Origin of the sequence: Rahnella sp. ATs2, assembly GCF_051851855.1 — a bacterium.
Lineage (GTDB): Bacteria > Pseudomonadota > Gammaproteobacteria > Enterobacterales > Enterobacteriaceae > Rahnella > Rahnella variigena.
Genome location: NZ_JBLYPL010000015.1, coordinates 1 through 12711, shown reverse-complemented (window position 1 = coordinate 12711; position 12711 = coordinate 1). Strand labels below are relative to the sequence as shown.

Below are 12711 nucleotides of genomic sequence, written 5' to 3'. Positions count from 1 at the left end.
AATGATCAAAATGCTGGTATGGAAACCACATGCGCAGGATGATCGCGAGCATATATTCAGTTATGTCGCGGGTGAGAATCCTCATGCCGCTATTGAACTGGATGATGATTTTGATGACGCAGCAGAGCGCATTCTACTCAGTCCCGACATGTATGTAGCAGGACGCGTTACCGGAACCAGAGAATGTATTATTCGTAAGCATTTCAGGATGGTATATCGCGTGACTGACACCGAAATTCAAATCATCAGGCTGGTGCATAGCGCTCAGCATTGGCCAGAGGAAACCCCTATTTAATGCAACTTCGTCATCTCTCTGAACGCCTGAAAAAGCTGTTACTGGCGCTGATTCTGGTGATTATTACGCTGCTGGCTGTGCGTACTTATGACGCCTTACAGGGGCCGCCGCTTGAGCCGTGGCACAAACTGGTGCCGGACGAACTGAGTGCGGAGCAACTGGATAAGAGCGACTGGCCGGCGTATTTACGCGCCGAGCAGCAGGCGTTTGCTGAAGTGAAGCAGCAGGTGACGGACAAACTCGACAGAGAAGATCGTATTCCGCTTAACCGCTATTACGATCGCAGCCCGATTTATCCCGAGCATTTTGCGCAGGACTGGAACCGCTCTTATGAGCTGATGCCCGACGGTAAACCGGTCGGCGCGGTGGTGCTGTTGCACGGTCTGACCGATTCCCCATACAGTCTGCGGCATATTGCGCAGGATTATCGTCGCCGTGGATTCGTTGCCGTCGGTATCCGTCTGCCCGGACACGGCACCGTACCGGGGGGACTGACCAACGTCGACTGGGAACAGTGGCTGGCGGCAACGCGGCTGGCAATTCGCGAGGCACGACGTGCAGCGGGGGCGGATGTGCCGCTGCAACTGGTGGGTTTCTCCAACGGTGGTGCGCTGGCGATGAAATACACCCTGGATTCGCTCGATGATCCGGCTCTGGCGCGGCCTTCGCGCGTGGTGCTGATTTCCCCGATGATCGGCGTAACCAGTTTTGCGCGCTTTGCCGGATATGCGGGCTGGCCGGCAATTTTCCCTGCCTTTGCCAAAACTGCCTGGCTGAATCTGATGCCTGAATTTAATCCGTTTAAATACAATTCATTCCCGGTGAAAGCGGCGCGTCAGTCTTATCTGCTGACCCATGTTTTGCAACAGCAAATCAGTAAAGACGCGGAGTCCGGCAAGCTTTCACAGTTACCGCCTGTGCTGGCGTTCCAGTCGGTGGTTGATTCAACCGTCAGCGCCCGTGCGGTGGTGATGGCGTTGTTTAATCAGCTCCCGGCAAACGGCAGCCAGCTGGTACTGTTTGATATTAACCGCAGTGCGTATGTCGGGCCGCTGCTGCGTCCGTCATCGGAAACCGCCGTTGAGCGCCTGCTGCCTGCGCCGCCGCGCGCCTATCAGACGACGGTGATTACCAATGCTTCGCCGGATGATGCGGCCACGGTAGCGAAAATCACAGTAGCAGGGCAAAACAGCGCTTCAGTTACGCCACTCGGTCTGAACTATCCTTCAGAATTCTATTCGCTGTCGCATGTCGCGCTGCCTTTTCCGACAAATGATTCGCTGTACGGGCGCAATCCGCAAGGCCCTGCGCAATTTGGTATCAGGCTCGGTACGCTGGCGGCGCGGGGTGAAAGCGGTGCGCTGGTGGTAAGTATGGATCAGCTGATGCGTGTTTCATCTAACCCGTTTTATCCGTATATGCTGCAGCGTATTGAAGGTTTCTGAACCGGCGGGTTGAGATAACATAAAAAAAGCGCTTGCGATAATATCGCGTGCTATATATATTGGCGACATGAACATGACAACAGATACCGACTCAACACAAAACGGCATGCTGCATCTGGATCAACAGATGTGTTTCGCGCTGTACTCCGCGAATCTGGCACTGCATAAGGTTTACCGTAAATTGCTCGGGCAACTCGAACTGACTTACCCGCAATATCTGGTGATGCTGGTGCTCTGGCAGCGTGATGAAGTCACAGTATCTGAAATCGGCGAAAAACTGTTCCTCGATTCTGCCACTTTAACGCCACTGTTAAAGCGTCTGGAAACCGCCGGTTTGCTGATGCGTCAGCGGGCGAAAGCCGATGAGCGTCAGGTGATTATCTCCCTGACCGCAGAAGGCCGGGCGTTACGCGAAAAAGCGCAGGGTATTCCCGAAGCCATTTTGTGTGCGACCGAATGTGAAGTTGGCGAAATTGTGGCGCTGAAGCAGCAACTGGAAGTCTTACGGGCGAAGCTTCAGGACAAAGCGTAAAACTTCGCTTTGAAGAGTGTTAAACAGACGAGTCTGAAGGAGCATCTTAGACTCGTTTGATAGAATCAAATAAATAGTGTGCGATTAAATCGTTTAATATTTTTATGGCTCTCACTGATTAAGGAACGAAATATGTCTATTGAAAAAGTTGTGTATCGTGCTCATGCCTCAGCCACCGGTGGTCGTGATGGTCGTGCGACTTCTGACGACGGCGTTCTTGACGTCAAACTGGGTGTACCAAAAGAAATGGGTGGCATGGGCGGCGGCACCAACCCTGAGCAGTTGTTTGCAGCGGGTTATTCCGCCTGCTTCCTCGGCGCACTGAAAGCCGTTGCCGCACAAGAAAAAATTAAGATCCCTGCGGACGCCAAAATTGAAGGCGCAGTCGGCATCGGCGCAATTCCGGGCGGTTACGGTATCGAAGTTCAGCTGGATATTACCCTGCCAGGCTTCGAGCGCAGCGAAGCAGAAGCACTGGTGGCGAAAGCCCATCAGGTTTGCCCGTACTCTAATGCGACCCGCGGCAACATCGACGTCACTTTGAATATTAAGTAATTTTTAGTCATACCGCCTTCACCAGGGGCGTTTTAATGAAATACCAGGGAGGCTTCGGCCTCCTTTTTCATGTCTGAAAAACCCGCCATGATCTCTCTGTCACCTCTGCAGGGCGCTTCTTTCCTGCTGTTCAGGCCAGTATGTATATAAACGTAATCTCAGCATAATCCGTGAACTCGACGGGCATAAACATGTCACAATGATTCAGAATCTTTCAAAAAACTTCCGGAAAACCACATTACATGAATAGAGTGAAGACTCTATCGCAGCAAAATATCTCTTTATTGTTAGCGATTTACATTGGCATTTTCCTGAATGTCTCCGTGTTTCAACGCCGCTTTGCCGCTCTGGTCAATCATTTCACTTCAACTGAACTGATTCAGGCGGTCACCGAAGTTTGTGCCATCGTCCTGTTTACCTTCTTCGTGCTGCGTTTAATTTCGCTGGGTGGGAAGTTGTTTTTCCGCATCATCGCCACATTACTGGTGCTGATTTCGGTCGCCGCCAGTTACTACATGGTGATGTTCAACGTGGTGATTGGGTACGGCATTGTCGTTTCGGTGATGACCACGGATATCGACCTCAGCAAAGAAATCATCGGGTGGCATCTGTTTATCTGGATGGCGCTGGTCAGTGCTGTTCCGTTATTCCTTATCTGGAAAAACAACCTGCGTCTGACGCTGATGGAGCAGATAAAAACGCCGGGGCAACGTGCGTTGCCATTGATCGTTTTGCTGGCGACAGCGTTACTGGTCTGGCTGCCGCTGCGATATCTCGACCACGAACAAAGTGTGAATGAGAAGAAAACCAACGTCGATTTGCCCAGTTATGGTGGCGTCGTCGCGCACTCCTATCTGCCGTCTAACTGGCTGGCCGCGCTGGGTTTGTATGCTTATACGCAGGTTGATGAAAGCCGGGATGCCGGTAATTACTTTGATCCGGCGAAGGAATTCACCTACGTTCCGCCCGCAGATATCGACGATACCTACGTCGTATTTATCATCGGTGAAACTACCCGCTGGGATCACTTAGGCATTCTGGGTTATGAGCGCGATACCACGCCGCGCTTGTCGAAAGAAAAGAATCTGGTGGCGTTCCGCGGTACCTCGTGCGATACGGCAACCAAGCTGTCGCTGCGCTGTATGTTTGTGCGCGAAGGCGGTACGGCGGATAACCCGCAGCGTACGTTGAAAGAGCAGAATATTTTCGCGGTGATGAAGTCGCTGGGCTTCACCTCTGAGCTGTTCGCGATGCAAAGCGAGCTGTGGTTCTACAACAACGCAGACACCAATAACTTCTCTTTCCGCGAAATCATAGCCTCTGAAAAGCGCAACGACGGCAAGCCGGTCGATGACATGTTGCTGGTCAATGAGTTACAGGAATCCCTGAGAACGCACCCGAAAGGTAAGCATCTGGTGATCCTGCATACAAAGGGCTCGCATTACCTCTATTCCCAGCGTTATCCGCGCAGTTACGCACGTTATACGCCGGAGTGTAAGAGCAATACCTGTACCAAAGATGAACTGATCAACGCCTTTGATAACAGCGTGTTGTATACCGATACCTTTATTGACAACGTGATTGATCAGTTGCGTGATAAGAAAGCGCTGGTGTTTTATGCCTCCGATCACGGTGAATCAATTGATGAGAATTCACATCTGCACGGCACGCCGCGCGAGATGGCCCCGCCGGAGCAGTTCCGCGTGCCGATGATGGTGTGGGCTTCTGACAGCTTCCTGGAGCAGCCAGACCACAAGCAGGCGTTTGAGCAGCTACAGGCACAGCAGCGGGTCGGTGCGAAGAAACGTCACGTTGAGCTATTCGATTCGATTTTAGGCTGTCTGGGTTATACATCGCCAGACGGTGGTATTAATCCGGCGAATAACTGGTGTGCTAAACCTCAGGCAGAACAGAAGCTATAGGTTATTTTGGCGTCGTATGGGACAAAATTTGGGCAGTCAGTACGGATGTTATAAAAAGCCGTTGACGCTCTAAGGGGGTCGCAGTAAGATGCGCCCCATTCGGCGAGTAGCGCAGCTTGGTAGCGCAACTGGTTTGGGACCAGTGGGTCGGAGGTTCGAATCCTCTCTCGCCGACCACATTTGAAAAACCTGCTTTTTAAAGCAGGTTTTTTTTCGCCTGTAGTAAAAGAGGATGAGAACCTCCGAAGGAGGTTTGAGCCGAGCGAAGCGAGACAACGTTGCTTTAGCAACGACCCGCAGGGCAAGCATCGAAGATGCGCGTCATCCTCTCTCGCCGACCACATTTGAAAAACCTGCTTTTAAAGCAGGTTTTTTTTCGTCTGTAGTAAATTCTATTTCCTGTCTACGGCTGTTCTTCCTGAGCCACCACATTGCCCGACTCTTCCCATAGTGCCTGCCAGTTGTCGGGTGGATTGCCACTTTTGAGCATCTTGCTAAACATCCGGTAGGCGTCCGTTTTACTGTCGTATGCCCGCAATTCTTTATCATCATTAACCCAGGCGTAAATGATGATCCGGCTTCTCAGGTTATAACGAAAGAATAACCGGTACTGCTGGAAGAATTTCGCCCTGAACCAGTGTGAGAACTCCCCTCCTAACGTATCGCCCTGACGGAATTCGACACGTGCCGGATCTTGCGGGATAACATCAAACATCAGCTTATTAATCGCGGCCAGCCGTTTGGTGGCATTTTTGCTTTTATAACCCACCGGGTCTTTGCGGCGCATCAGGACAACCTGATCAGTGAGTTTCTGTATCTGTTGCAGGATCAGAGGATGAGCGAGAAGGGTCCATCCGTTAATCTCCATGGCCTGATTGTGCATAATCCTTTACTCATCATCGTCAGAAAGCGGGCTCTCAAGATCGATAGCCATCCCTGCTGTCAGTACATTGATTTTTTCATGCAGAGATAACGTGACCGGCTGCATATTTTCCGGATTATTAAGCATATCCGTCGCAACGAAATCGAGGAAGGTATTGATAACAGGATCTTCCGTTTCTTCGAGCTGTCTCGAAATAACGACCTGTCCGTCCGGCAAAATCTTGTACTGAATACGATCATTTTCGGTGAGATTTAACGCTTTGCGGATAGTCGCCGGAATGGTGGTCTGAAAGCGACGGGTGACTTTGGATTCTGCTTCGAATTTGATTCCCCATACTGCCGAGGCTGACATAATGAGACTCCATAATGATGATTATTTGAGCGATCATGTCAGCGTAATGCATCTGCATTGCCAATGCAAATGCATTGCTTTTTCACGCTCAAGATTGCGTGCTTCTACGCAAGATTTATAAATAATCGCTCTGCACATCCTTAAATCTCCTGTTCTCTCGTTCTGCATAAATTGAATCTGAGGGACTGGAGGTAAGCGCGCGATCACAAGCAATAAGCGCGCCACAATTTAAAAACTCCTTAACATATTCGTTTCAATCAATGTCCGTCCTCCCCCTCTCTGATGCCGGAAAAACAGGCTAAACCGGTACGAATATTGACCTGCACCACCAGTGTGCGTTTGCGCCATTTTGGGGTGTTTTGACGGTGCCGGGGAAAACACGTTCTCTGAACCTGCACGGTCATTTGCTGCACTTCCCAGCATTTTCCGCTGGTTTCCACCCCTATCTCAAAAATAACCGTTCATATATTCATCGTTTAGCCAGAAATTTTTAGGGATTTAAAATGGGTGAAACCCCCAGGAATATTCTTTTACAAAGGGGATTGTGTGGTTATTTGCTGTGCAGACTGAACATTCGTCCTGATTTGGTTAACGAAATGTTTTTTTATGTTTGTTTGTTGTAACTCACAGTCTGTGTAAATGCCTGATGGTTATATTGACGTCAAGGATAGGAGTTGCCAAATTGATAGCCCCAAGGAAGACCAGTGATTATTTCCGGTAAGCTTTTGTAAAGGCAACTTTACAGATCGCAGGAAAAAAATGGCAGTTCACCATGCTCTGGTTGGACTTATTGCAGCGCACGAGCAAACACAGTCACCCGCAAATAAAAATAAAGGGTGACGTGAGCTGTATACACAACACACACATCCACATCACCATTAATCGATGGAGCAGAAGCGATGACAATCTCTTTAGGTAAGTCGGGGCTACTGAAATTCAGTATGGGCCTGATTGCGCTGACCGTTGCGGCCAGTGTCCAGGCAAAAACGTTAGTGTATTGTTCTGAAGGTTCACCTGAAGGCTTTAACCCTCAGTTGTTCACCTCAGGCACCACGTATGACGCAAGCTCCGTGCCTATCTACAACCGTCTGGTTGAGTTCAAGATCGGCACCACCGAAATCCAGCCGGGCCTGGCTGAAAAGTGGGACATCTCTGCCGATGGCAAAACCTACACCTTCCATCTGCGCAAAGGCGTGAAATGGCAGGACAACAAGGAATTCAAACCGACCCGTGATTTCAACGCGGATGACGTTGTGTTCTCCTTCGAGCGTCAGCTGGACAAAAATAACGCATACCACGGTGTTTCTGGCGGCAGCTACGAATACTTCGAAGGTATGGGTATGGGCGATCTGATCAACAAGATCGTGAAAGTCGACGACAACACCGTGCAGTTCGTCCTCAACCGCCCTGAGTCTCCGTTCCTGGCTGACCTGGCGATGGACTTCGCTTCAATTCTGTCTGCGGAATACGCTGACAACATGCTGAAAGCGAAAACCCCTGAGAAGGTTGACCTGGATCCCATCGGTACCGGTCCGTTCCAGCTTCTGCAATACCAGAAAGATTCACGCATCCTCTACAAAGCATTCCCGGGCTACTGGGGCACCAAGCCGCAGATCGACCGTTTAGTCTTCTCCATCACGCCTGACGCTTCCGTGCGTTACGCGAAACTGCAGAAAAACGAATGCCAGGTCATGCCGTATCCAAACCCGGCTGACATCGCGGCAATGAAGAAAGATAAATCCATCAACCTGATGCAACAGCCTGGCCTGAACGTGGGTTATCTGTCCTTCAACGTTGAGAAAAAACCGCTGGATGAAGTGAAAGTGCGTCAGGCACTGACCATGGCTGTGAACAAAAAAGCCATCATCGATGCGGTTTATCAGGGTGCTGGCCAGCCGGCTAAAAACCTGATCCCACCAACAATGTGGGGCTACAACAAAGACGTCGTGGATTATGAATACAATCCTGAGAAAGCCAAAGAGCTGCTGAAAGAAGCAGGTCATGCAGACGGTTTCACTATCGATCTGTGGGCGATGCCGGTACAGCGTCCGTACAACCCGAACGCACGCCGTATGGCTGAAATGATCCAGGCTGACTGGGCGAAAATTGGCGTGAAAGCCAACATCGTGACTTACGAGTGGGGCGAATACCTCAAGCGTGCGAAAAACGGCGAGCACCAGTCTGTGATGATGGGCTGGACCGGCGACAATGGGGATCCGGATAACTTCTTCGCCACCCTGTTCAGCTGTGCGGCAGCCAAAGACGGTTCCAACTACTCCCGCTGGTGCTACAAGCCGTTTGAAGATTTGATCCAGCCAGCCCGTGCTGAATCTGATCACGCCAAACGTGCTGCGCTGTACCAGCAGGCTCAGGTGGTGATGCATGACCAGGCTCCGGCGCTGATCATCGCTCACTCCACCGTGTACGAACCTGTTCGCAAAGAAGTTAAAGGGTATGTCGTAGACCCGCTCGGCAAACACCACTTCGAAAACGTCTCAATGGAGTGATCGCTTACTGAATAACCCGGGAGCTGCGTTGTGCGGTGCTCGCAATCTTCGCCTACCTGAAGGTATGTCTTGATTGCTGTGCTCCTCCGCCTTGCTCGCGGGCCATTCAGTACAGCCTTGATTCTCAAGAAAGAAATGTGAGCCACAATAAGCCCGGCGAGCTACGGTTCTCCGGGCATTTTATACAGAGAGTACGGGATATGTTGCAGTTCATACTCCGACGTCTGGGGTTAGTTATCCCAACGTTTATCGGCATTACTTTGCTGACTTTTGCCTTCGTACACATGATACCAGGCGACCCGGTCACCATCATGGCAGGCGAGCGCGGGGTTTCCCCCGAACGTCACGCCCAGCTGATGGCAGATATGGGGCTCGACAAGCCTCTTTACCAGCAATATTTCCACTACGTGAACGGTGTGCTGCATGGCGACCTGGGCACGTCCTTAAAAAGCCGCACCCCTGTCTGGCAGGAATTTGTACCGCGCTTTAAAGCCACTCTGGAACTGGGCATCTGCGCGATGATTTTCGCGATCATTGTCGGCATTCCGGTGGGTGTGCTGGCGGCGGTAAAACGGGGATCGATATTCGACCACACGGCCGTGGGGATATCACTGACCGGTTATTCGATGCCTATATTCTGGTGGGGGATCATGCTGGTGATGCTGGTCTCGGTGCAGCTTAATCTGACGCCCGTATCGGGGCGAATAAGCGATACCGTGTTCCTGGATGACAGCCTGCCGCTGACCGGTTTTATGCTGATCGACACGCTTTTCTGGGGCGAACCGGGTGATTTCGTGGATGCTGTGATGCACATGATTTTACCGGCTATCGTGCTGGGCACCATTCCGCTGGCGGTGATTGTGCGTATGACCCGTTCTTCCATGCTGGAAGTGCTGGGCGAAGACTACATCCGTACCGCGCGCGCCAAAGGCGTCAGCCGTATGCGGGTGATCGTCATTCACGCACTGCGCAATGCGCTGCTGCCGGTGGTGACCATCATTGGTTTGCAGGTCGGTACGCTACTCGGCGGTGCCATCCTGACCGAAACCATCTTCTCCTGGCCGGGACTCGGCCGGTGGCTGATCGACGCACTCCAGCGCCGCGACTATCCGGTCGTGCAGGGCGGGGTGTTGCTGGTCGCTACTCTGATCATCGTGGTTAACCTGCTGGTAGATGTGCTCTACGGCGTGGTCAACCCGCGTATTCGCCACAAGAAATAAGGGGCGCACAATGTCTCAAACCACTGAGCCGGTCGCTAACGAGTTAGTGACGGCTGCGCCAGTGCCGATGCCGCCTTTGCGCGAATTCTGGCATTACTTCAAGCGTAACAAAGGGGCCGTTGTCGGCCTGGCTTACATCATTATCATGCTGGTCATTGCGATTGGCGCGAACGTGATTGCACCGCATTTGCCTGCTGAACAGTTCCGTGACGCGCTGCTGCGCCCGCCGGTGTGGATGGAAGGCGGTAGCTGGAAATTCCTGCTGGGCACCGACGACGTCGGCCGCGATATTCTGTCGCGTCTGATGTACGGCGCGCGTTTATCGCTGCTGGTCGGTTGTCTGGTGGTCGTACTGTCGCTGATCCTCGGCGTGGTGTTCGGTCTGTTTGCCGGTTACTACGGCGGTGTGGTTGACGCCATTATCATGCGTGTGGTCGATATCATGCTGGCCCTGCCAAGCCTGTTGCTGGCGCTGGTGCTGGTCGCCATTTTCGGCCCGTCGATTGTTAACGCCTCGCTGGCGCTGACCTTCGTAGCGTTACCGCACTATGTCCGTTTAACCCGTGCGGCGGTGCTGGTGGAAGTGAACCGCGACTATGTGACCGCGTCGCGCGTTGCCGGTGCCGGTTCTGCCCGTCAGATGTTCATCAATATTTTACCTAACTGCTTAGCGCCGCTGATTGTTCAGGCATCGCTCGGCTTCTCCAACGCCATCCTCGATATGGCAGCGTTGGGCTTCCTCGGTATGGGCGCACAGCCGCCAACGCCGGAGTGGGGCACCATGCTGTCGGACGTCTTACAGTTTGCTCAAAGTGCCTGGTGGGTCGTGACCTTCCCTGGCGTGATCATTCTGCTGACGGTGCTGGCATTTAACCTGATGGGTGATGGCCTGCGTGATGCCCTCGACCCTAAACTTAAGCAGTAAGGGGTTGGAGATGGAAACAACATTAATGAATGATGTTCAGGTCGGCAAAACGTTGCTGACTGTGGATAAGCTCTCCGTTCACTTTGGTGACGAAGGGACGCCGTTCCGCGCCGTAGACCGTATCAGTTACAGCGTGAAACAGGGCGAAGTGGTTGGGATTGTCGGCGAGTCCGGCTCCGGTAAATCGGTCAGTTCACTGGCACTGATGGGACTGATCGACTTCCCCGGCAAAGTGATGGCGGAAAAACTGGAGTTTGGTGGCCGTAACCTGCAGGGCATCAGCGAAAAAGAGCGCCGCCAGATTGTCGGTGCCGAAGTCGCGATGATTTTCCAGGATCCGATGACCAGCCTGAACCCGTGTTACACCGTGGGTTTCCAGATTATGGAAGCTATCAAGGTGCATCAGGGCGGCAACAAAAAGACCCGTCGTCAGCGCACCATCGATTTGCTCAATCTGGTCGGTATTCCTGATCCGGCTTCGCGTCTCGACGTGTATCCGCACCAGCTTTCCGGCGGGATGAGCCAGCGCGTGATGATCGCCATGGCGATTGCCTGTCGCCCGAAATTGCTGATTGCCGATGAGCCGACCACCGCGCTCGACGTGACCATCCAGGCGCAGATCATCGAACTGTTGCTTGAGCTGCAACAGAAAGAAAACATGGCGCTGATGCTGATCACCCATGACCTGGCGCTGGTGGCGGAAGCCGCGCATCACATCATCGTGATGTACGCCGGTCAGGTGGTGGAATCGGCGAAAGCCACGGAAATCTTTCGTGCGCCGCGTCATCCGTATACTCAGGCGCTGCTGCGCTCACTGCCGGAATTCGCCGCTGACAAAGCGCGTTTACAGTCATTGCCGGGCGTAGTGCCGGGCAAATATGACCGTCCGAACGGCTGTCTGCTTAATCCGCGCTGCCCGTATGCAACTGACCGTTGCCGTAAAGAAGAACCTGCGCTGCGTGACCTCGCGAACGGGCGTCAGTCGAAGTGCCATTATCCGCTGGATGATGCCGGGAGACCTACTTATGAGTCCTGATAACACCTCATCGCAGCCGCTGTTGCACGCGATTGATCTGAAAAAACATTACCCGGTGAAGAAGGGCATCTTCGGCCAGGAACGCACGGTGAAAGCGCTCGACGGCGTGTCGTTTACGCTCGAACGCGGTAAAACGCTGGCGGTGGTGGGCGAATCCGGTTGTGGTAAATCCACGCTGGGCCGCCTGCTGACCATGATTGAAGTGCCGACCGGCGGTGAACTGTATTACCGCGGTCAGGATTTGCTGAAACCTGATGCGACCGCTGAAAAGCTGCGTCGTCAGAAGATCCAAATCGTGTTCCAGAATCCTTACGGATCGCTGAACCCGCGCAAGAAAGTCGGCCAGATCCTCGAAGAACCGCTGCTGATCAACACCAAACTGAGCCGCGAAGAACGTCGCGAGAAAGCGCTGGCGATGATGGCGAAAGTCGGCCTGAAAACCGAGCACTACGACCGCTATCCGCACATGTTCTCCGGCGGCCAGCGTCAGCGTATTGCTATCGCCCGTGGTCTGATGCTGGATCCGGACGTGGTGATCGCCGATGAACCGGTGTCCGCGCTCGACGTTTCCGTGCGTGCGCAGGTACTGAATCTGATGATGGATTTGCAGCAGGATTTAGGGCTGTCATACGTCTTCATCTCGCATGATTTGTCAGTGGTGGAACATATCGCTGATGAAGTGATGGTGATGTATCTGGGGCGTTGCGTGGAGAAGGGGCCGAAAGAGGCTGTTTTCAGCAATCCGCGCCATCCGTACACGCAGGCATTGCTGTCCGCGACGCCGCGTCTGAATCCGGACGAACGCCGTGAACGTATCAAGCTGACCGGCGAACTGCCAAGCCCGCTGAATCCGCCTGCCGGTTGCGCCTTCAACGCCCGCTGCCGCCGTGCGTTCGGCACCTGCAAACAGTTCCAGCCTCAGCTGAAACAGTACGGCGATCAGCTCGTCGCCTGCTTTGCCGTCGATCAGGATGAAACCGGCACCACGCAGACCGTTGCGTAAAACAGTCTGAACAGCTGAAATGAAAAAGCCCGCGAAA

The 12711-nt window shown here is 52.9% G+C and carries 12 protein-coding genes, 1 tRNA gene and 1 other RNA gene; 12 read left to right on the top strand and 2 right to left on the bottom strand.

Going from position 1 to position 12711, the window contains the following annotated elements; all coding sequences use genetic code 11:
• Position 1 precedes the first annotated feature (1 nt).
• The 7 genes from ACJY2G_RS16550 (at position 2) to ACJY2G_RS16520 (ending at position 5090) form a co-directional block, all read left to right on the top strand.
• Positions 2-295 carry a type II toxin-antitoxin system RelE/ParE family toxin gene (locus ACJY2G_RS16550; RefSeq protein ID WP_113876892.1) on the top strand — a complete coding sequence of 98 codons (294 nt, stop codon included), beginning with the start codon at positions 2-4 and terminating at the stop codon, positions 293-295.
• Entirely contained in the window at positions 295-1740 is a 1446-nt protein-coding gene (locus ACJY2G_RS16545) for an alpha/beta hydrolase (RefSeq protein WP_439291946.1), read from the top strand. Before ACJY2G_RS16550 ends, ACJY2G_RS16545 begins: the two co-directional genes overlap by 1 nt.
• A gap of 67 nt (positions 1741-1807) precedes the next feature.
• Positions 1808-2272 carry a MarR family winged helix-turn-helix transcriptional regulator gene (locus tag ACJY2G_RS16540; RefSeq protein ID WP_369920440.1) on the top strand — a complete coding sequence of 155 codons (465 nt, stop codon included), beginning with the start codon at positions 1808-1810 and terminating at the stop codon, positions 2270-2272.
• 132 nt (positions 2273-2404) lie between these two features.
• Positions 2405-2827: an organic hydroperoxide resistance protein gene (locus ACJY2G_RS16535; protein ID WP_112291684.1), complete on the top strand. Its 423-nt coding sequence runs from the start codon at positions 2405-2407 to the stop codon at positions 2825-2827.
• A gap of 242 nt (positions 2828-3069) precedes the next feature.
• Positions 3070-4749, top strand: coding sequence for a kdo(2)-lipid A phosphoethanolamine 7''-transferase (eptB, locus tag ACJY2G_RS16530; RefSeq protein ID WP_439291944.1), 1680 nt, complete (start codon positions 3070-3072; stop codon positions 4747-4749).
• A gap of 100 nt (positions 4750-4849) precedes the next feature.
• Positions 4850-4926: transfer RNA gene (locus tag ACJY2G_RS16525), tRNA-Pro, on the top strand.
• 34 nt (positions 4927-4960) lie between these two features.
• A non-coding RNA gene (locus ACJY2G_RS16520) (RtT sRNA) lies at positions 4961-5090 on the top strand.
• Between the two features lie 62 nt (positions 5091-5152).
• Here the strand turns inward: ACJY2G_RS16520 and ACJY2G_RS16515 are convergent.
• A complete protein-coding gene (locus ACJY2G_RS16515; RefSeq protein WP_439291943.1) occupies positions 5153-5632 on the bottom strand; it encodes a type II toxin-antitoxin system YhaV family toxin in 480 nt (159 codons plus the stop codon).
• Between the two features lie 6 nt (positions 5633-5638).
• Positions 5639-5983, bottom strand: coding sequence for a type II toxin-antitoxin system PrlF family antitoxin (locus tag ACJY2G_RS16510; RefSeq protein ID WP_439291941.1), 345 nt, complete (start codon positions 5981-5983; stop codon positions 5639-5641).
• A gap of 899 nt (positions 5984-6882) precedes the next feature.
• On the opposite strand from ACJY2G_RS16510, the gene dppA reads away from it, so the two are divergent.
• From dppA to dppF, 5 genes are all read left to right on the top strand, one after another.
• Positions 6883-8490 (top strand): dipeptide ABC transporter periplasmic-binding protein DppA, encoded by a 1608-nt coding sequence (gene dppA, locus ACJY2G_RS16505; protein ID WP_112291692.1) that lies wholly within the window; start codon positions 6883-6885, stop codon positions 8488-8490.
• 200 nt (positions 8491-8690) lie between these two features.
• Complete coding sequence (dppB, locus tag ACJY2G_RS16500) at positions 8691-9710, top strand: dipeptide ABC transporter permease DppB (RefSeq protein ID WP_013573445.1); 1020 nt, start codon at positions 8691-8693, stop codon at positions 9708-9710.
• A gap of 10 nt (positions 9711-9720) precedes the next feature.
• Positions 9721-10635, top strand: a complete 915-nt coding sequence (gene dppC, locus ACJY2G_RS16495; RefSeq protein WP_013573446.1) for a dipeptide ABC transporter permease DppC — start codon at positions 9721-9723, stop codon at positions 10633-10635.
• 25 nt (positions 10636-10660) lie between these two features.
• Complete coding sequence (gene dppD / locus ACJY2G_RS16490) at positions 10661-11671, top strand: dipeptide ABC transporter ATP-binding protein (RefSeq protein ID WP_439291957.1); 1011 nt, start codon at positions 10661-10663, stop codon at positions 11669-11671.
• On the top strand, positions 11661-12674 hold the full coding sequence (gene dppF / locus ACJY2G_RS16485) for a dipeptide ABC transporter ATP-binding subunit DppF (protein ID WP_439291940.1): 1014 nt from the start codon (positions 11661-11663) through the stop codon (positions 12672-12674). The genes dppD and dppF overlap by 11 nt, the downstream gene beginning before the upstream one ends.
• Positions 12675-12711: the final 37 nt, after the last annotated feature.